At 65.1% G+C, this 19,185-nt stretch carries 15 protein-coding genes and 1 tRNA gene; 9 read left to right on the top strand and 7 right to left on the bottom strand.

Annotated elements, in window-relative coordinates:
- Positions 1-36: 36 nt before the first annotated feature.
- From AC1RKI_RS03745 to AC1RKI_RS03760, 4 genes are all read right to left on the bottom strand, one after another.
- Positions 37-2,793, bottom strand: a complete 2,757-nt coding sequence (locus tag AC1RKI_RS03745; RefSeq protein WP_492793788.1) for a DNA topoisomerase III — start codon at positions 2,791-2,793, stop codon at positions 37-39.
- A 159-nt stretch (positions 2,794-2,952) separates the two neighbouring features.
- On the bottom strand, positions 2,953-3,360 hold the full coding sequence (locus AC1RKI_RS03750; protein ID WP_227458651.1) for a thioredoxin family protein: 408 nt from the start codon (positions 3,358-3,360) through the stop codon (positions 2,953-2,955).
- Positions 3,361-3,396: 36 nt separating this feature from the next.
- Positions 3,397-4,608: a DNA-processing protein DprA gene (gene dprA, locus AC1RKI_RS03755; protein WP_492793786.1), complete on the bottom strand. Its 1,212-nt coding sequence runs from the start codon at positions 4,606-4,608 to the stop codon at positions 3,397-3,399.
- 42 nt (positions 4,609-4,650) lie between these two features.
- Positions 4,651-5,826 (bottom strand): LysM peptidoglycan-binding domain-containing protein, encoded by a 1,176-nt coding sequence (locus tag AC1RKI_RS03760; protein ID WP_227458660.1) that lies wholly within the window; start codon positions 5,824-5,826, stop codon positions 4,651-4,653.
- Between the two features lie 164 nt (positions 5,827-5,990).
- Here AC1RKI_RS03760 and def point away from each other — a divergent pair, with 164 nt between their 5' ends.
- The 9 genes from def (at position 5,991) to AC1RKI_RS03805 (ending at position 16,205) form a co-directional block, all read left to right on the top strand.
- Positions 5,991-6,497 carry a peptide deformylase gene (gene def, locus AC1RKI_RS03765; protein WP_061957415.1) on the top strand — a complete coding sequence of 169 codons (507 nt, stop codon included), beginning with the start codon at positions 5,991-5,993 and terminating at the stop codon, positions 6,495-6,497.
- A 114-nt stretch (positions 6,498-6,611) separates the two neighbouring features.
- On the top strand, positions 6,612-7,613 hold the full coding sequence (gene fmt / locus AC1RKI_RS03770; protein ID WP_492793783.1) for a methionyl-tRNA formyltransferase: 1,002 nt from the start codon (positions 6,612-6,614) through the stop codon (positions 7,611-7,613).
- 188 nt (positions 7,614-7,801) lie between these two features.
- Positions 7,802-8,662 carry a zinc metalloprotease HtpX gene (gene htpX, locus AC1RKI_RS03775; protein WP_061957414.1) on the top strand — a complete coding sequence of 287 codons (861 nt, stop codon included), beginning with the start codon at positions 7,802-7,804 and terminating at the stop codon, positions 8,660-8,662.
- Between the two features lie 153 nt (positions 8,663-8,815).
- Positions 8,816-10,189, top strand: coding sequence for a 16S rRNA (cytosine(967)-C(5))-methyltransferase RsmB (gene rsmB, locus AC1RKI_RS03780; protein ID WP_150982857.1), 1,374 nt, complete (start codon positions 8,816-8,818; stop codon positions 10,187-10,189).
- 11 nt (positions 10,190-10,200) lie between these two features.
- The gene (locus tag AC1RKI_RS03785; RefSeq protein ID WP_150982858.1) at positions 10,201-11,019 is read left to right on the top strand and encodes a DUF4390 domain-containing protein; all 819 of its coding nucleotides are present in this window, start codon (positions 10,201-10,203) and stop codon (positions 11,017-11,019) included.
- On the top strand, positions 11,016-13,481 hold the full coding sequence (locus AC1RKI_RS03790) for a sensor histidine kinase (protein ID WP_150982859.1): 2,466 nt from the start codon (positions 11,016-11,018) through the stop codon (positions 13,479-13,481). The genes AC1RKI_RS03785 and AC1RKI_RS03790 overlap by 4 nt, the downstream gene beginning before the upstream one ends.
- A 57-nt stretch (positions 13,482-13,538) precedes the next feature.
- A complete protein-coding gene (locus tag AC1RKI_RS03795; RefSeq protein WP_061958565.1) occupies positions 13,539-14,258 on the top strand; it encodes a response regulator in 720 nt (239 codons plus the stop codon).
- Positions 14,259-14,316: 58 nt separating this feature from the next.
- Positions 14,317-14,392: transfer RNA gene (locus tag AC1RKI_RS03800), tRNA-Phe, on the top strand.
- A gap of 412 nt (positions 14,393-14,804) precedes the next feature.
- Positions 14,805-16,205 (top strand): DUF1214 domain-containing protein, encoded by a 1,401-nt coding sequence (locus AC1RKI_RS03805; RefSeq protein ID WP_492793779.1) that lies wholly within the window; start codon positions 14,805-14,807, stop codon positions 16,203-16,205.
- A 39-nt stretch (positions 16,206-16,244) separates the two neighbouring features.
- Here the strand turns inward: AC1RKI_RS03805 and AC1RKI_RS03810 are convergent, their stop codons facing one another.
- From AC1RKI_RS03810 to AC1RKI_RS03820, 3 genes are all read right to left on the bottom strand, one after another.
- On the bottom strand, positions 16,245-17,723 hold the full coding sequence (locus AC1RKI_RS03810; protein ID WP_492793777.1) for a dihydrolipoyl dehydrogenase family protein: 1,479 nt from the start codon (positions 17,721-17,723) through the stop codon (positions 16,245-16,247).
- A gap of 72 nt (positions 17,724-17,795) precedes the next feature.
- Positions 17,796-18,716 (bottom strand): patatin-like phospholipase family protein, encoded by a 921-nt coding sequence (locus AC1RKI_RS03815; protein WP_150982216.1) that lies wholly within the window; start codon positions 18,714-18,716, stop codon positions 17,796-17,798.
- A gap of 13 nt (positions 18,717-18,729) precedes the next feature.
- Positions 18,730-19,146, bottom strand: coding sequence for a PaaI family thioesterase (locus AC1RKI_RS03820; RefSeq protein ID WP_061958567.1), 417 nt, complete (start codon positions 19,144-19,146; stop codon positions 18,730-18,732).
- Between the last annotated feature and the right edge of the window lie 39 nt (positions 19,147-19,185).

Raw genomic sequence — 19,185 nt, forward strand, 5'->3', positions numbered from 1 at the left:
AACTTGTCAGATCGGCTGTCCGTGACGTGCCACCGCTTACTCTTCCGCCTCGGCCGTCTGGCGCGAACTCGAACCGGTCTTCTTGGCCGCCGTGGTCTTGCCTGCGGCTGACTTCGCCGTCGCCGTCTTGCCGGCCGCGGTCTTGCCCGCCGGCTTGGCCGCGGATTTGGCCGTGGCCTTCGTTGCCGCTTTTTTGGCCGGCGCTTTCTTGGCAGCCGCCTTTACCGGCGCAGCCTCGGTTTCTTCCGACTTGCCGGTGGACTTTGCCGCGGCCTTGGCCGCCGCGCCGGTCTTTGCAGCTGTCTTCGCTGCGGCCCCGGCCTTCGGTTCGCGCGCCTCGAACTCAAACCCGATCTTGCCGTCCGGCTGCTTCACCAGATACGCCTTGAAATTGCGGCCGGTGCGCGACGATTTGAAGCCGGTCAGCAAATCGGTCTTGCCGTTGCTCAGCAGCTTGCCGATCTGTTCGCTGGAAATCTCCTGCTGGAGGATGATCTTCCCAGTGGTGAAATCGCAGGTCTTCTCGCTGCCGACGGCGTTTTCGCACACATACTTCATGCCGTGCTCGTAGACCGAGCCATTGCATTTGGGGCAATGGCCCACAGGCGTCTGTCCGCTGAAATCCACCGGTTCGCCGTCGCCTTCGTCGTCGTTCTGGCCGAAGTCGAATTCCATCTTCCAATGTCCTTCGTCGTCCTTGGCCAGCTTCAAAATGGCGGCGAACGGGCGGCCCATCTTGCTGCGGAATCCCTGCAGCGGACCGATTTCCTTCTTCAGCAACAGCTCTTCGACTTCTTCGATTTCAAACTGCCGGCCGCCCGGAATCTTGCTGATCGAGAAGTCGCACGCCGTACAGGCAAAGCGCCGGTAGTTTTCCTTGACCTGGCCACCGCATTGCGGGCACGGCGTATCGAGGGTCGCGTAGTCGCCAGGAATCGTATCGCTATCGTATTCCTTGGCACGTTTGACGATCTGCTGCGTCATCTGCGCGATTTCGCGCATGAATTCGTCACGCTTGAGGCGCCCACGCTCGATTTGCGACAGCTTGTGTTCCCACTCGCCGGTCAACTCGGCCTGCGTCAGTTCCTGCACGCCCAGTCCGCGCAGCAGCGTCATCAGCTGGAACGCCTTGGCAGTGGGAATCAGTTCACGGCCTTCCCGCACCAGGTATTTCTCGGTCAGCAGGCCTTCGATGATGGCCGCGCGCGTGGCCGGCGTGCCCAGGCCCTTGCCGGCCATGGCTTCGCGCAGCGCATCGTCGTCGACCAGCTTGCCTGCGCCTTCCATCGCCGACAGCAGCGTGGCTTCGTTGTAGCGCGCCGGCGGACGCGTGGTCAGGCCAACCGCTTCCACCTTGTCGGTCTTGACCTTCTCGTCCTTCTGCACCGGCACCAGGCTGGCGTCCTTGTCGTCCTTGGCCTGGGCCTCGCGCCCGTAGATCACCAGCCAGCCCGGATTGACGAGCACCTTGCCTTCGGTCTTGAAGTGATGCCCCGCCACCTCGGTGATGCGCGTGGTGATCTGGAATTCGGCTGCCGGGAAAAACACGGCCAGGAAGCGGCGCACGACCAGGTCGTACAGCTTCTGCTCCGGTTCCGACAGGTTCTTGGGCGCCTGCAGCGTCGGGATGATGGCGAAGTGATCGCTAATCTTGCTGTTGTCGAAGATCCGCTTGTTCGGCTTGACCCAGCCGCTGGCCAGGATTTTCTTGGCGTGCGGCAGATAGTTCGGCGAGCTGTCGGCCAGCATGTCCATGGTCTGCTTGACCGTGTCCAGATAGTCTTCCGGCAGCGCGCGCGCGTCGGTACGCGGATAGGTCAGCACCTTGTGCTTTTCGTACAGCGCCTGGGCCAGGCCGAGCGTGTTCTTCGCCGAGAAGCCGAAGCGCGAATTGGCTTCGCGCTGCAGCGTGGTCAGATCGAACAGCGCCGGCGACTGCTGCGTCGACGGCTTCGATTCTTCCGTGACCGTGCCCGGCTTGTCGCGGCAGGCCGCAACGATGCTCTTGGCTTCGGCCTCGCTCCACAGGCGCGAATCGCGCGCCTCGGGATCGAACTCGTTCTTCCTGAATTTCGGGTCGAACCAGCGGCCTTCATACAGGCCGGCGGCCGCGATAAATTCGGCGCGCACTTCCCAGTAGTCGCGCGGCACGAAATGTTTGATCTTCTCTTCGCGCTCGACCACGATCGACAGCGTCGGCGTCTGCACCCGTCCCACGGTGGTCAGGAAAAAGCCGCCGCCCTTGCTGTTGAAGGCCGTCATGGCGCGCGTACCGTTGATGCCGACCAGCCAGTCGGCCTCGGAGCGGCAACGGGCCGCGTCGGCCAGCGGCATCATTTCCTCGTCTTCGCGCAATGCGGCAAAGCCGTCGCGGATGGCCTGCGGCGTCATCGACTGCAGCCAGAGCCGGCGCACCGGCTGCTTGGCCTTGGCCTGCTGCGCGATCAGGCGGAAGATCAGCTCGCCCTCGCGCCCCGCGTCACACGCATTGATCAGCGCCGAAACGTCCTTGCGCTTGATCAGCCGGTTGAGCACCTTGAGGCGCGATTCGGTCTTGGGGATCGGGCGCAGATCGAAGTGCGGCGGGATCACCGGCAGGTTGGTGAAGCTCCACTTGCCGCGCTTGACTTCATACTCGTCGGGTGCCGCGATTTCCACCAGATGGCCCACGGCAGAGGACAGCACGTAGTCGTCGCTCTCGAAGTACTCGTCGTGCTTGGTAAAGCCCCCGAGGGCGCGCGCGATATCGGCGGCGACCGATGGCTTTTCCGCGATGATGAGGGCTTTAGACATTCAACGGGTCCTTGTGGCGCGGCCTCATAAAGAGAAGCCTGCGCCTCTTGAAATTCACAGCAAACTGTGTAAACAGCACGCCTGGGCTTTGAGGCGCCAATAATAAGCGCGGTTCCGACGGGCGTGCAAGAGAATCGCCATCGCGGCGCCGGACCGTGCTCAGCCGGGGCTGGCGGGGGTCTCAAGCAACCAGGACAGCACTTCAGGAAATTCTGATGCGGATAACGGCATCGCCGTTCCCCGCGCCAACATGCGATCCAGAACGTCCAGATGCGGCAGTACCGTTCCGTAAAAGTGCGGCGTCCCGCCCGCAAGCGGTTGAATCAATACAGTAGGAAAATTTTCGATGTCGATGTCCTCGCCAAGCTGATCGGCATGGGTTTCGATATCGATCCAGGCAAAACAGTCATCCGGGTAACGCGCAGCCAGAGCCGCAAACCCATCCATATATTCCTTGCACGTGCCGCACCAGTCCGCGCATAGGCATGCCACGAGCCTGCCCTGCGGCCGGGCTGCCATGGCGCGACGCAACGCGGCGAGATCGTGTTCGGGAAAGTAAACGGCCATTGCGACGGAATAATGAGGCGGAGGCGATACACCGGATCATGCCAGACGCCGGAACCGGTTGCCTGGCAGGCGCTCGACTGTGCCTGAGAGCTCCAGTTGCAAAAGCGACGCCGCAGCGACACTGGCCGTCACGCCGGCACGCTCGCACAATGCGTCGAACGTGACAGGATCATAGGCCAGAGCGGCCGCCAGCGCGTCGGACACGCCTGGCGCCGCCTTTTTTGGTGGCGCTTCCCGGGCTTGCTGCGCCGGACCTGGCCCCGGGCCCGACGACGAGCCGGCGTCCCGACGGTCACGCCGGCGAGCGCTGGGCAGCGCTGCCCGACAAGGAGCAACTGGGGACGGCGCGGCCAGATCGGCAAACTCCTCGAACACGTCGGCCGCGGTCTCCACGAGCTTTGCACCCTGGCGAATGAGCTTGTGACATCCGCGGGATAGTTCGGCGTGGATCGACCCGGGAATCGCAAATACCTCACGACCGATCTCGGACGCCAGCCGCGCCGTAATCAGCGACCCGGACCGCTCGGCCGCCTCCACCACAAGCACGCCGCGCGTCAGCGCCGCAATGATGCGGTTGCGGCGCGGAAAATGGCCTGGCAGGCCCGGCGTCCCCAACGGAAATTCACTGACGATGGCGCCCCCCGCATCGACGATCTGGTGCGCCAGCGCATGATGGCGCGACGGATAGACGATATCGGCGCCCGTTCCCACCACGGCGAGCGTGCCGCCCGGACCGTTCAGCGCCTCCGCGTGCGCGGCCGCGTCGATGCCCAGCGCCAGCCCCGACACCACCGTCATGCCGGCCGCTGAAAACGCCGCCGCGAACGTGCGCGCATTGCGCTCGCCCTGCTGCGTGGCATGGCGCGCGCCGACGACGCCGAGCGACTGCCGGTGCAGGCGGGTGGGGTCACCGTTGACGTAAAGCATCAGCGGCGGATCGGCGAGATCGAGTAATTGCGACGGATAGGCATCATCGGCCAGTGTCACCAGACTGTGATTCGGTTCGCCAAGCCAGGCCATCGTGCGATCGATGCGCGCTGCCATGTCGGCGTCGGGCCCGGCGCAAAGCGCCCGGACTGCGGCCGGCTCCGCCACTTCGCGCAGGCGCTTCGCATCCTGCGCCAGCACGCTCTGCGGCAGGCCGAAGGCGGCCAGCAGGCGCCGCGCCGTCTGGGCGGACACTCCGGAAGTGGTGGTGAGTCGCAGCCAGGCAGCGACTTCAGCGGGATCGCGGGTGGATTCGATCATCGGATGCGCGGCCGCGCGTACACCACGGTACGCGCGAGCCGGTTACTGCGGCGTCGTGGCGAGATCGCCCACCTTCATCACGTTTGTCGCGTCGGTCACCAGCGCATAGGCGATGCCCGGGAATACACGATAGACATAGGCCAGGCCGTAGCGGTCGTCGGGCAACGTGATGGTGCGATTGCTGTCGGTCGGGTCGGCCACCACGCCGCCCGTGCGCGACAGCGCCAGCACGTGTCCCGGCTCGAGGCCAGCGTTGGCGCCCACGTTCAGCACCACCACCTGCTTGGCGCCGCCATATTGCACACCGCCATACACGGCCGCGATGCGGGCCTGCACGTCCGCGTCCGGCGCGTGCGGCACGTAGCGCACCAGTTCACGCGGGGGCTGCGGCAACAGCAGCGAGCCGGCGCCCATCTCCTGCGGAGACTGGGTCGCCTGTACGGTGGCCACGGCGTCCGGTCCTTCGGGGCCACGCACCACGCGCACGCTGCCCTGGAATTGCGCTTCGTAGCCAATCACGGCATTGGTGACCGGATCGCGCACCGGCAGTGCCGGCTTGAAGGCCTGCCAGTCGCTCCCGACCACGGCGTCCGGCGCGGCAATTCCGCGTACGAACGCCGAATCGCCGCGGCCCATATAGACGCGCGCGTCTGGCAACGCGACGATGCGCGCCGATGTATCCACCGTGCTCTGATCCACCACCAGCGGGCGTGTCAGGAACGGCTCGATGTCGCTGGCCGGAATGCTGAGGATCGCCTCGTTGTCGAGGCCGTTGCCGCGCACGCGTGGCGACAGGCGTACATCGCCATTGGCGCCGGCTGGGGCGGTGGTCGACAGGTAGGCGCGGCCATCGCGCTGAATCAGGTACAGGATCTGGCCGGGATAGATCAGGTGGGGATTGCGGACCTGCTGCCGGTTCATGCCCCACAGCGCAGGCCAGCGCCACGGCTGGCGCAGGAACTTGCCCGAAATGCCCCACAGCGTGTCCCCGCTGCGCACCGTATACTGGCTGGGCGCGCCGGCAGCCAGTTCGTTTACCGGGATCCCTTGCTGGGCCGTGACATCAGCCTGAGCCTGCTGCGCCGGCGAGACGCCGAGCTCGGCGGACTGGACAGCCATGCTCGCCCCCGCAGTGACGCCAACAGCACTCAATATGGCGAGGGTGAACGCGTGCAGCCTGCGGCCCGACGCCGCCTGTTCTTTGGTAAGATCGCGCATTTTCCTGAACCGGCCGGGAGTACGACCGGATTGACCCTAGGTAGAGCGTGCCTGCTGCGGCGCGCCTTGAATTTTTGTACTAGCGCCCCGATTCTGCATCGAAACCCCGCACGCCGCAACGGCGTCCGGGCAGTGAACTGCACCCGGCGTTGCGCCCGAGCATCATGGCCAAACTCGACATCCTGACCTACCCCGATCCACGTCTGCACAAAGTGGCAAAGCCCGTGGCGGTGGTGGACGACCGCATCCGCAAGCTTGTACAGGACATGGCCGAAACCATGTACGAAGCCCCCGGCATCGGGCTGGCCGCCACGCAGGTGGACGTTCACGAACGCGTGATTACGATCGACGTGTCCGAATCGCGCGATGCGCTGATGGTATTCATCAATCCCGAAATCGTGTGGGCCAGCGACAACCGCAAGGTGTGGGAAGAGGGCTGCCTGTCGGTGCCCGAAGTCTACGACCGCGTGGAGCGTCCCGACCGCGTCAAGGTGCGCGCGCTCAACGAGCGTGGCGAGACCTTCGAGATCGAGGCCGACGATCTGCTGGCCGTATGTATACAGCACGAGATCGATCACCTGGACGGCAAGGTGTTCGTGGAATACCTGTCGCCACTCAAGATCAACCGCATCAAGAGCAAGCTGCAGAAGCGCGTACGATCGCGCATGTAAGGATGTAACAGTGGAATGCCGCGGCTGCGGCGTCTGCTATGGTTACACCTTCCGAAGACCATTCACGTACCGGCCGCTATGCGGCCGGTGTCGTTTCTATCGCGGACATTTTTCATGACTCAAGCCCAGCCACTGCGCGTCGCGTTTGCCGGCACACCCGAATTTGCGCGCGTTGCCCTTGAGGCCATTCACGCCGCCGGATTTCCCGTGGTGGCCGTGTTGACCCAGCCGGACCGGCCCGCCGGACGCGGTCTGCAGGTGCAGGCCAGTCCGGTCAAGCAGTTTGCCGTGGAGGCGGGTCTCGGCCCGGTGCTGCAGCCACGCTCGCTGCGGCGTCACGGCAAGTATCCGGAAGAGGCCGGCGCCGCGGTCGATACGCTCGCGCAAATCGCACCCGATGTGATGGTGGTTGCCGCATACGGCCTGATCCTGCCGGCGGAAGTGCTGACGCTGCCGCGCCATGGGTGCCTGAATATCCATGCCTCGCTGCTGCCGCGCTGGCGCGGTGCGGCGCCCATTCATCGTGCGATCGAGGCGGGCGACGCGGAAACCGGCATCACGCTGATGCAGATGGACGAAGGTCTGGACACCGGCGCGATGATTTCACGCGAGTCTGTGCCGATCGGCCCCGAGGACAGCACTGGCACACTCCACGACACACTGGCTGCGCTGGGCGCGCGCATGATCGTCGACGCGTTGCGCCAGCTTGCCGGCGGCCAGCCGCTGGCCGCCACGCCGCAACCCGACGCCGGCGTGACCTACGCCGAAAAGATCGACAAGAGCGAAGCGCCGCTGGACCTTCGCCGCCCGGCCGGCGAACTGGCTAATCAGGTACGCGCATTCAATCCGTTCCCAGGCGCCACGATCCAACTGGGCGATACTGTGATCAAGTGCTGGCAAGCGCTGCCGCTGGCCGCGTCGACCAGCCTGCCGCATCCGCCTGGCACCGTGCTGGCGTCCGACGCGGCTGGCGTGATCGTCGCGTGCGGCAATGGCGGCGCGCTGCAGATGACCGAGCTGCAAAAGCCCGGCGGACGACGTCAGGCCGCGCATCAATTCCTGCAGGCCATGCCGCTACCGCCCGGCACTCGCTTTGTGGTGCCCGACGCGGCCTGATAGCGCAGCCGGAGAGTCGCCGCCGATACACGGGGCCTTCAGGCGGCGCATATGCCGCTTTTGCCTCACGCGCGTAAAACCCTGCCAACATCATTGAATTTCCACGCTCTCGGCCCTATCTAACCGTCATCGCGTCCCGCAGGGGGCGGGTTCGCGGAAGTCGTTTATTGAGATCTGGAGACCAAGCCATGTTCAACTGGGTCAAGACCTTCATGCTGATGGCCGCCATCACGGCGCTGTTCATCGTCATTGGCGGCATGATCGGCGGACGTAACGGCATGATGTTCGCGCTGTTGATGGCGCTGGCCATGAATTTCTTTTCCTACTGGTTTTCGGACAAGATGGTCCTGCGCATGTACAACGCGCAGGAAGTCGATGCCGGTAGCGCGCCGCAGTTCTACGGCATGGTGCAGGAGCTGTCGCAGCGCGCCGGCCTGCCCATGCCCCGCGTGTACCTGATCAACGAGGACGCGCCCAACGCCTTCGCCACCGGCCGCAATCCCGAGCACGCCGCCGTGGCCGCGACCACCGGCATTCTGCGTGCGCTGTCCGACCGCGAACTGCGCGGCGTGATGGCCCACGAACTGGCCCACGTCAAGCATCGCGACATCCTGACCTCGACCATCGCCGCCACCATGGCCGGCGCCATCTCGGCACTGGCCAACATGGCGATGTTCTTTGGCGGGCGCGACGAAAACGGCAACCGCACCAACCCGATCGCCGCGATCGCGGTGGCCATTCTCGCGCCGCTGGCCGCGTCGCTGATCCAGATGGCCATTTCGCGCGCGCGCGAATTCGAGGCCGATCGCGGCGGCGCCGAGATCAGCGGCGATCCGCAAGCGCTGGCCAGCGCGCTCGACAAGATCCATCGCTATGCGCGCGGCATCCCGTTCCAGGCCGCGGAAGAGCATCCGGCCACCGCGCAGATGATGATCATGAACCCGCTGTCGGGTGGCGGCATCGCCAACCTGTTCTCGACGCACCCGGCCACCGAGGAGCGCATCGCCCGCCTGATGCATATGGCGCAGACCGGCACCTATCCGGCCTGATCGCCGGTTTTGACCGGCCGGCTGGCCACAAACGGGTAAACTGCCCGCTGTGTTCCTCCGGGAACCGGCGGGCAGTTTTATATCCGCAGTGCCGCGACGCACGCGCCCGTGTCGTCGTCTCTTCTCGTTTCTGTTCTATTCAACGTATTACCCATGCGCCTGCCCCACGATTCCCTTGCCTTCCAGATGCTCGGCGCCGCCGCGGCTGTTCGCGCCGTGCATGAAGGCACGGCGCTGCCGCAGGCCATCGAAGACGTCGCCACGCACTTGCGCCTCGATCGCGTGGCCGATGCCGCCACGCGCGGCGCCATCCAGGACTTGGCCTATCGCTCGGTGCGCCAGTTTGGCACCACGCGCGCGCTGGTCACGCAGCTCGTGACGCGGCCGCCGGGCGCGCTGGTCGATTCGCTGCTGGCCGTGGCGCTGGCCTTGTTGATCGAAGGCGAGGAGGGCGACGGCAGCAAAGTGGGGCGCGGCGGCTATTCCGCATTCACCGTGGTCGATCAGGCCGTAAGCGCGGCCGCGTCCGAACCCAAGACTGCGCATGCGCGCGGGCTGGTCAATGCCGTGCTGCGCCGGTTCCTGCGCGAACACAAGACGCTGATGCCGGCGGTGCTCAAGGACGACGAAGCGCGCTGGAACCTGCCTGCATGGTGGCTCAAGCTGCTGCGCAAGGCCTATCCGGACCAATGGACGACGCTGGCCGAAAGCATGAATGCGCGCCCGCCGATGACCCTGCGGATCAACACCCGGCGTATTTCAGTCAAGGACTATCTGCAGAACCTGGCCAATGCCGGCATGGCCGGTACGGCGGTGGGCGACCAGGCGGTGCGGCTTGCGCGCGCATTCCCGGTCTCGCAGGTGCCGGGCTTTGCCGCCGGCGACGTGTCGGTACAGGACGCCGGCGCGCAACTGGCCGCGCCGCTGTGCGAACTTTCCGACGGCATGCGCGTGCTCGACGCCTGCGCGGCGCCGGGCGGCAAGACCGGTCATCTGCTGGAACTGGCCGACGTTCACGTCACGGCCGTCGAAAGCGATGAACAGCGCGCCGCGCGCATCCACGACAACCTCGCGCGCCTGGGCCGCCAGGCCGAGGTCGTCGTCGGCGACGCCAGCCGTCCGGGCGACTGGTGGGACGGCCAGCAATTCGACCGCATTCTGGCCGACGTGCCGTGCTCCGCGTCGGGTATCGTGCGCCGTCACCCCGATATCCGCTGGCTGCGCCGCGAAACGGACATTGCGAAGCTGATCACCGAGCAGCGGCGCATCGTGTCGCAGCTATGGCCGCTGCTGAAACCGGGCGGGATCCTGGTCTACGTGACTTGTTCTATTTTCCCAACGGAAGGCGAAGAGCAGGCGCTCTGGTTTGGTGCGCAGCTTCCAGATGCGATACGATTGCAAGCGCCGGGTCAGCTACTGCCCGGTGTCAAGGCGCCTGAACCGGCCGGCGGCACATTAGCCGGCCAGGCAAGCCTGCCATCGGATCACGATGGCTTCTACTACGCCCGCTTCCAGAAACGCGCCTGATCATTCCGCCAATGCCGAGCCTGCTGCATCTGTTCGTCCTACGTGCCCCCGGCCGCGCGGTGCGCGGATGGGCGGCGGCGCCGTGGGTCGATCTGTTCAAGGCCTGGTGCATGGCGGCGCTGCTGTCGATATTGCTGTGGCATGTGCCGCAGGCACGCGCGCAGCTGATCGAAAACACCGAGGCCCGCATCGAGTATCAGGACGGCGCGTTCGAACTTGCCGCCGCGTTCGATTTCGATCTGCCGCCGGCGCTCGAGGACGCGCTGCACAAGGGCATCTCGCTGTATTTCGTCGTCGATTTCCAGCTCACGCGGCCGCGCTGGTACTGGTTCGACGAAAAACCGGTCAACGCCACGCGCTCGGTGCGTTTGTCGTTCCAGCCGCTGACGCGCCAGTACCGGGTGTCGACGGGCGGCCTGCAGTTGCCGTTCAATCGCCTCAAGAGCGCGTTGCAGTTCATCCAGCAGGTACGTGGCTGGCGCGTATTCGAACGCAAGGACGTAAAGCTGGGCGAGACCTATCACGCCGAGACGCGCATGCGGCTCGATCTTTCCCAGTTGCCCAAGCCCTTCCAGATCAATGCGGTGAATACGCGCGAGTGGAACCTGTCGTCGGAGTGGAAGCGCTTCACGTACACGGTGCCCACCAATCTCGACGCGCCGCCGCCGGTGCCCGTCGCGCCCGTCGCGCCGCCGCCTCCGCCGGCCATGCCCGGGTCCGCGCCGCCCGCGGCTTCCGCGCCGTCGGCTGAAACACGCACACCGTTCTCGCAAACCGTCTCGAACGTGCTGTCGCCCAATCAACTGGTCCAACCGGCCAGCCAGCCATGAACGGCAATCCGTGGGACAGCAGGTTTCGCCGCGTGCTGTATCGCGTGGTGGTCGGCATCATCGTTTTCCTCGCGCTGGTGCTGGTGGGACTGCTGGCCGGTGCATCGGCCAATACCGAATTCTTCGACCGGTATTTCACGCTTCTCTTCAAGATCAATCTCGTCGTCGGCGCGTTGCTGGTGCTGACCGTCGGCGCGCTCGCGCTGACGCTGTGGATGCGCTATCGCCGCGGCAAGTTTGGCACGCGGCTGATGAGCAAGCTCGCGGTGTTCTTCGGCGTGGTGGGCGTGCTGCCCGGCGTGCTGATCTACCTCGTGTCGCTGCAGTTTGTCTCGCGCAGTATCGAATCTTGGTTCGACGTGCGCGTGGAAACCGCGCTCGAGGCGGGCCTGAACCTGGGCCGCTCGACGATCGACAGCCAGCTTGCGGACCTGCAAGGCAAGGCACACCTGATGGCCGAGCAGCTCACCGGCGCGTCCGGGATGGCCACGTCGCTGCAGCTGAATCGCCTGCGCGAGCAATACGGCGTGCAGGAGGCTGCCATCTTCACCGGCAGCGGGCGCGTGCTGGCCACCGCATCGAGCAGCTACGCGTCGCTGGTGCCCGACATCCCTTCGGGGGTGCTGGCCGAACAGGCGCGCATGGCGGGCGGCTATGCCGCGGTGGAAGGCGGCACCGATCCGGTCGGCGAGAAGGCGCCGGTCAACATCGACAGCAGCCATTTGTACCGGATCCGCGTGATCGTTCCGCTCGGCGCCGCAACCGGCACGACGACCGCCGACGCACAGGCCCAGGCCGCGGCGAGTGCCGCTGCAGCTGCCGCGTCGCGCTCGCGCAGCGCGCTGGTATCGCCGGCCAACCGCTGGGCAGGGTCGGGCCTGTCGGTCGAACGGCGTCCCGAGGACGCACCGGCCACGGGATTCGGACTGGTCGGCGACACGGTGCGCGAGGAACGCTACCTGCAGATTCTGCATCCGGTGCCGGCCGTGCTGGCGCGTAACGCCGACGAGGTGCAACGCGCGTATCAGGAATATCAGGAGAAGGCGCTGGGCCGCACTGGCCTGCGCAAGATGTATATCGGCACGCTGACGCTGACGCTGTTCCTGGCGGTGTTTATCGCGGTGATGCTGGCGCTGTTGCTGGGCGGACAGCTCGCGCGGCCGCTGCTGATGCTGCTGCAAGGCACCAAGGAAGTGGCCGAAGGCGATCTCTCGCCCAAACGCGAGCTGAAAAGCCGCGATGAACTTGGCATGTTGACGCAGCAGTTCAACCAGATGACGCGCCAGCTTTCCGAAGCGCGCATTGCGGTTGAAGAAAACCGCGTTGCGCTGGAACAGTCGAAGGCCTATCTGGAAAGCGTGCTGCAGAACCTGACGGCGGGCGTGCTGGTGTTCGATCGCCGCTTCACGCTGATCACGGCAAACCCGGGCGCCGAGCGCATCTTCCGCCAGCCGTTCGCCGGTGTGATCGGTCAGCCTGTGCAGCAGATCCAGGGCATGGGCGAGTTCGCCGAGATCGTGCGCCAGGCGTTTTCCGAGCAGACGACGCGCGAGGTGCTGGGCGGCGCGCAACACTGGCAAAAGCAGATCGAACTGCCGCAGGGCGATGAGGAACAACCGCTGACCCTGCTGGTGCGCGGCGCGCTGCTGCCCGGCGGCAGCCGCGACGAGCCCGGCTACGTGGTGGTGTTCGACGATATTTCCGACGTGATCTCGGCGCAGCGCTCGGTGGCGTGGGGCGAAGTGGCGCGCCGGCTGGCACACGAGATCAAGAATCCGCTGACACCGATCCAGCTGTCGGCCGAGCGTCTGCAGATGAAGCTGTCGCCGAAACTGGAACACGCCGATGCGGAAGTGCTAAAGCGCGGGGCCACCACGATCGTTAACCAGGTGGCGGCAATGAAACGCATGGTGGACGATTTCCGCGACTACGCGCGCACGCCGCCGGCGGTCATGCAGTCGCTGGCACTGAACAGCCTGGTGGCGGAAGTTCTGCACCTGTATGGGATCGATGATCCGACGGTGCACGAACATCCGGTGATTCATCCGACGCTGGGACCGGATCTACCTGAAATCAAGGGCGATCCTACCCAGTTGCGGCAGGTCATTCACAACCTGTTGCAGAATGCGCAGGATGCGGCGGCAGACAACGTGGCGGCCGGTAGGGCGGCGCCCCATATCACTCTGCACACCGAGACTGTAGAATACAAAGATTCTGCCGGCGAAGACCGGCAAGCCGTCAAGCTGTCCATAACGGACAATGGTCCCGGTTTCGCGCCACGTATCCTGAGTCGTGCGTTCGAGCCCTATGTGACCACGAAAGCCAAGGGTACGGGTCTCGGGCTTGCGATGGTGAAAAAGATCATTGACGAACATGGCGCGCGCATCGAATTGCGCAATCGCATGAACGGTACCGAGATCATGGGAGCCCAGATCTCGATCCTGTTCGTTAAACTGGCTTAGTCAATCTTGCACCACCGGCGCCTCCGGTGGCGCTGCGGTGGGGTTAAGAGGGGAAGTATGGCAACCATCCTCGTAGTCGATGACGAAATGGGTATCCGCGAGTTGCTCTCGGAAATCCTCAGTGACGAAGGGCATGTGGTGGAACTTGCGGAGAACGCGCAGCAGGCGCGCGAATTCCGTGCGGCTGCCACGCCCGATCTGGTGCTGCTCGATATCTGGATGCCGGATACCGACGGCGTCACGCTGCTCAAGGAATGGTCGGCACAGGGATACCTGACGATGCCGGTCATCATGATGTCCGGCCACGCCACGATCGACACGGCCGTGGAAGCCACCAAGATCGGCGCGCTGAACTTCCTGGAAAAGCCGATCGCGTTGCAGAAGCTGCTGTCGGCCGTCGAAGCCGGGCTCGCCCGCGGCGTCGAGCGCCCACGCACGGCGCCCGCCGCTTCGGCCGCTCCGGTCACCGCTGCGGGCCTGCAGGACGTCGACGAGACATCCACCACCCCCGACGAAACCCCTGCGGAGCCAGCCACCAACGGCAACCCATCGCGCGGCCTGCCGGAAGGCGAGATGCAGTTCTCGTTCGACATGCCGCTGCGCGAGGCGCGCGACCTGTTCGAGCGCGCCTATTTCGAATATCACCTCGTGCGCGAGCACGGCAGCATGACACGCGTGGCCGAGAAAACCGGCCTTGAACGCACGCACCTGTATCGCAAGCTCAAGCAACTGGGCGTGGAACTGGGCCGCAACAAGCCGGAGCCCACCGAGCAATAAGCGTGACGCAGAAAACGCTTGACGGGGCCGAATCGCACGGTTATAGTTTCGCTTCTTTGGCCCGGTAGCTCAGTCGGTAGAGCAGAGGATTGAAAATCCTTGTGTCGGCGGTTCGATTCCGTCCCAGGCCACCAGGTTTGAAAGAAAACGGACGCTTCGGCGTCCGTTTTTCGTTTGTGGCTCGCTTATGGCGCTGCGCCGTGTTTGCGCCACCGCCGACCCTTCCACATACATCCACGCAGTCCTCGCCGCACTCTTCTCGATTCACACACGCACATTCCCGCACGGTCGCAATGTGCGCGCATCATCCGCCTCGCATCCTGGCCGCGCCCTCGACGCCGTCGACCGAGCAAAAGCGGACCACCCAGATAACGCCCCTATCCGAAAACTGCGCGACGCCTGACTGGCATTTGCTTGCCTGACAAATTACTGCGCGCGCGGCTCAATTCGCTTAATTCTCGGCGCAAAACAGTTCAGTGCGGCGGCGCAGCGCTGCCATATTCTGGATCGATCAGCCACTTGGCGCGGGCGTGCACGCGATACGGTATGACCATGCAGAAACTGGCAGTCACGATGTTCCTTTCTGTTTGCGCGATGGCCACGGTTGCGCAATCCGATGGATATCGCGATCGGCGCGTGGAGCGGCGCGCGGCCGATACGGTGATTTGGGGGATGCCCGCGGTGGGCGCCGAACGTCTGCGGCAGGCGGTTCTGCACAGTACATCGGCCAGGGAAAATGAAATCGTCTATTGGTCCAGGCCGGTGAGCTGGAAAAGCCAGATGCTCGCACCCGATCCCGATGCGCTACCGTTCATGGTGTTCTTCAACACCCGCACGACAGGACCGCTAGTGATCGACATTCCATCGGCGGATGGCGGAACGTTGGCCGGCAGCTTCGTCACGACGTGGCAAACGCCGCTCGACGATACCGGCCCACGCGGCGCGGACGGGGGCCGCGGCGGCAGATATCTGATCGTGCCGCCCGACTACGCGGGCACGCCGCCACAGGGATTTATCGTGTTGCGCGCCGACACCTACGGCGGCGTGGCGTCGCTGCAGTCGAAACTGGCCAGCCGCAGCGACGAGGACATCGCCAGGGCCGTGGCATATGGCAAGCGCATCAAGGTGTATCCGCTTTCGCTCGCCCAGTCCCCGCCACCGACGCGATTTACCGATGTCCAGGACGTCCTGCTGGAAGCCACCATTCCCTACGATGCCAGTTTCTTCAAACTACTCAATGACGTGGTGCAGAAGGAACCATGGATCGAGCGCGATCGCGTGATGATCGACCACCTCAAGGACCTCGGCATTGAAAAAAGCCAGCCCTATCGTCCGGATGCACGGCTGGACAGGATCCTCAGTACGGCCATCGTTGAGGCGCATGCAGAGCTGGCATCCCGCTATGACGCGGGATTCGATCGCGTCGCGCCGCAGCACCGTTGGTTTTCCGCGGCGATTCCCGAAGTGGTTCGCGCGATGTCGACGGGCTATGCACGCGCGGACGAATATCCCGTGGACGCGCGCGGCACGATGGCGATGCTCGGCGTGGCCGCCAGCAAGCGCGTCGATGCTGCGCCGCTTTATCTGGTGGCAAACAAGGACAAGGACGGCCGCGACATGCAAGGCAACGCCGTGTACCGTCTGCAAATCCCAGCGCGCGTTCCGGCCAGCCGTGGTTGGTCCGTCACCGCCTATGATCGCGACACGCACGCGCTGATTCGCCAGATGTCGCGCGCCGGCATGGCGTCGACCACGCCCGACTTGGAAACCAACGCGGACGGCGCGGTGGAAATCTACTTTGGCCCGCACGCGCCGCACGGCAAGGAATCGAACTGGGTGCCCACCGATCCGTCACGAAACTTTGAGCTGGTGTTTCGTTTGCACGGCCCCGACTACGCGCGCTTCGGCAAGCAATGGCGCCTGCCCGATGTCGAGAAGCTGGAGTAAGCGATTCGGCGGCAGCACACGCACGCGCCAGTGCATCGCCTACCCGAACAATTCCTCGGCGACTGTCGGGTGCAAGGGCAGGGTGGTTTTCAGGTGCGACGCCTTGAGACCCAGCCGTAATGCCACCGCAAGCGCCTGCACGATTTCCGGTGCCGCGCCATCCATCAGATGCACACCCAGCACGCGGCCACTGCGCGCATTGAGCACCAGCTTGAACACTGATGGATACGGCACGCCACCAAACCGGTTCTCCAGCGACACAAACCGCTTGATCTCGGTGCGCACGCGATCGGCCTTGCCGTCGGCCGCCTCGATGGCCTGCGCCTCGGTCAGTCCCACCGCGCCGATCGCAGGTTCGCAGAACACCGCCGTCGGCACGACATCGAGATCGGCAATGTCGCCGCGCTTGCCAAACAGCCGGTCCGCCAGCCAGCGTCCCTGCGCAATCGCCACCGGCGTCAGGTGAATGTTGTCGGCCATGCAGTCGCCGATTGCGTAGATCGAGCGGACCGAACTGCGAAACTGCCGATCCACCTTGATGCCGCCCTTGTCGTCGCGCTTCACGCCCAGCGCGTCCAGCCCCAGGCCATCGACATTGGGCTTGCGGCCGATGGCGGCCAGCACGGCCTGCGTGCGCACGGTCTGCGTGCGGCCGGGATTGTTTTCCTGCGTATAGCAAACTTCAGTGGCGCCGTTCGATTGCGAAACCATCGTCACTTGCGTGCGGAAATGGATGCGCACGCCCTTGGCAACCAGCACTTCCGCAAGCGACGTCGCAATGTCGTGATCGAACCGCTGCAGCAAGCGGTCCTCGCGCACCAGCAGGTCGACCTTCACGCCGTAGCGCGACAGGATCGACGCCATCTCCACGGCGATATAGCCGCCGCCGATCACCACGAGGGAAGCGGGCAGCGTCTGCCACGTAAAGACATCGTCCGATGAACTGGCGAGTTCACCGCCGGGGATCGGCAATACCACCGGACTGGCACCGGTAGCGATCAGCGTTTTGCCCGCGCGTATCACTTCATTGCCGACCACGATGTCGCCGCGTTCGTTGAGCTGCGCCGCGCCGTGCCAGATTTCCACGCCGGCCTCATTCAGCCGCTGCTTGTACGACGCATTCAGCCGCGCGACCTCGGCATTCACTCGCACGATGGCGTCGCGCCAGTCTTCCTTTCCGCCGGTATGCGACAGGCAGGTGGAAAGGATCGATGCCCATCCCGCGCCGTATGACAGCATTTTCTTCGGCACGCAGCCGCGATTGACGCAGGTGCCGCCGATCGCGTCACGTTCGACCAGGATCACGCGCGCACCGAGCGACGCCGCGCGCCGCGCCGCAGCCACGCCGCCCGATCCGGCGCCGATCACGACGAAATCGGCCTCGCGCGCCTTCGGTCGCGCATCGCGCTTGCGTGGCACGCGTTCCACCACCGGTTCCGCGCTGACTTCGCTGGCGCGACGCCTTGGTTTGGCCGATGCCTGGGGGGCCGCTTGGGTTGATGCCTGACGCTTCGTCATTCATGCCTCCTTGCCTGTCGCGGCACGATGCCGCATTCCATTTCATCGACCGGCGCCGTCGGAGCGCGTTCCCTATGATGCCGGCAACAGGTCCTGCTGTATGTCGGGCCACTCGCGCAGGAACGCGTCCGCATCGCGGCGGCCCAGGTCATATGCGTGCGTCATCGCCTCGGGCCGGGTGTAGTCCCAGCTCGAAATCGGCACGCGTTGCGATGGCTGCAGGTAAAGACGGCGCTGGCCCGCGGTTTCGATCACGAAGCGGCGCGGGCGCGGATACAGGCGCGTCACCAGCACCAGCACATTGCCAGGCGTGGGATCCAGCGCATCGACGGGCACATTGTCGACCAGCCCGCCATCGAGCACGGCGCGGCCATCGCGGCGCAGCACCGGCGTAAATGGCGGCGTCGACGCCGACTGCAGCAGCAGGTCGGCGAGATCCTCGGGCGAGCGGCAATGCTGCGCCAATACGAATTCCGGCTGAAAACCGAGCTTGCGTCCCAGACGCGGATGAAGCGTCTTGAGCAGATGCTTGTCGATGTTGTACGCCAGCAGGCCGGCGGCCACAGCCAGGCGCGGGCCGCTCCAGCGCGGGATATGCGCGATGCCGATGCGGATTTCCGGCGCCTGCTGCAGCTTCTGCAGACGGTTGTCACCAAACAGCGAAAGCAGCGCGTTGCGATAGATCCCGTAGTGCGGAAACACGCGCTCGCCGCGCAGCAGATTGCCCCAGTACGCATTGCGGGAATTGTCCGCCAGCACGTTGCGGTAGTACGCCATGGTCTGGTGCGAATCGTGCGCGTACACCATGCAGGCCGTGGCCGCGCCGGCGGAAATTCCCGCAATCACGCGCGGCCGCAGTTGGAGCGCGGGGGCCACCGTATCCCACCATCCGGCCTGCCACCAGCAGCGGTTGCCGCCGCCGGCAAACACCACCTGGTCGAACGCTTGCGAAGACGAAGACGTGAACGAAGGCGAGGACGAGGACGCGGACATCGACATTGCGGATTCAGAGCAGCGCGTAGGTGGTGGTGGCCTGCACCGCGAGCTTGCCGTCGCCGCCGGTCAGCTCGATCTCGCCGAACACCACCGTCTTGCCCAGGCGCAGCACATTGGCGCGCACCAGCACATCGCCGTCGATCACGGGCCGCATGAAGTGGGTGGTCAGGCTGACGGTGGTCATGGGCCGGAATTCGCCGAGCGCGGCGGAGATCGCCACGATCATCGCGGTGTCGGCCGCGGACATCAGCACCTGGCCGCACACCACGCCGCCAGCATGGCGCAACGCCGGCTGAAACGGCAGGCGCAGCGTCACGCCGCCCGCGTCGACCGCTTCGCCGCGCAGGCCAAGCTGACGCACCCACGGCGCCAGCACACGGTCGAGCGTGGCGTCGATATCGGCAAGCGTGAAGGTGGAAGCAGGCACGGTCCGGTCTCCTCGGGTCGCGCTGGCGCGCAGGATATT

Source organism: Cupriavidus sp. GW822-FHT06G04, from assembly GCF_058799075.1.

What these genes read in the sequence shown, in the direction of transcription:
- AC1RKI_RS03745 (WP_492793788.1), bottom strand. Translation starts at nt 2,793, where the DNA reads ATGTCTAAAGCCCTCATCATCGCGGAAAAGCCATCGGTCGCCGCCGAT.
- AC1RKI_RS03750 (WP_227458651.1), bottom strand. Translation starts at nt 3,360, where the DNA reads ATGGCCGTTTACTTTCCCGAACACGATCTCGCCGCGTTGCGTCGCGCC.
- dprA (WP_492793786.1), bottom strand. Translation starts at nt 4,608, where the DNA reads ATGATCGAATCCACCCGCGATCCCGCTGAAGTCGCTGCCTGGCTGCGA.
- AC1RKI_RS03760 (WP_227458660.1), bottom strand. Translation starts at nt 5,826, where the DNA reads ATGCGCGATCTTACCAAAGAACAGGCGGCGTCGGGCCGCAGGCTGCAC.
- def (WP_061957415.1), top strand. Translation starts at nt 5,991, where the DNA reads ATGGCCAAACTCGACATCCTGACCTACCCCGATCCACGTCTGCACAAA.
- fmt (WP_492793783.1), top strand. Translation starts at nt 6,612, where the DNA reads ATGACTCAAGCCCAGCCACTGCGCGTCGCGTTTGCCGGCACACCCGAA.
- htpX (WP_061957414.1), top strand. Translation starts at nt 7,802, where the DNA reads ATGTTCAACTGGGTCAAGACCTTCATGCTGATGGCCGCCATCACGGCG.
- rsmB (WP_150982857.1), top strand. Translation starts at nt 8,816, where the DNA reads ATGCGCCTGCCCCACGATTCCCTTGCCTTCCAGATGCTCGGCGCCGCC.
- AC1RKI_RS03785 (WP_150982858.1), top strand. Translation starts at nt 10,201, where the DNA reads ATGCCGAGCCTGCTGCATCTGTTCGTCCTACGTGCCCCCGGCCGCGCG.
- AC1RKI_RS03790 (WP_150982859.1), top strand. Translation starts at nt 11,016, where the DNA reads ATGAACGGCAATCCGTGGGACAGCAGGTTTCGCCGCGTGCTGTATCGC.
- AC1RKI_RS03795 (WP_061958565.1), top strand. Translation starts at nt 13,539, where the DNA reads ATGGCAACCATCCTCGTAGTCGATGACGAAATGGGTATCCGCGAGTTG.
- AC1RKI_RS03805 (WP_492793779.1), top strand. Translation starts at nt 14,805, where the DNA reads ATGACCATGCAGAAACTGGCAGTCACGATGTTCCTTTCTGTTTGCGCG.
- AC1RKI_RS03810 (WP_492793777.1), bottom strand. Translation starts at nt 17,723, where the DNA reads ATGACGAAGCGTCAGGCATCAACCCAAGCGGCCCCCCAGGCATCGGCC.
- AC1RKI_RS03815 (WP_150982216.1), bottom strand. Translation starts at nt 18,716, where the DNA reads ATGTCCGCGTCCTCGTCCTCGCCTTCGTTCACGTCTTCGTCTTCGCAA.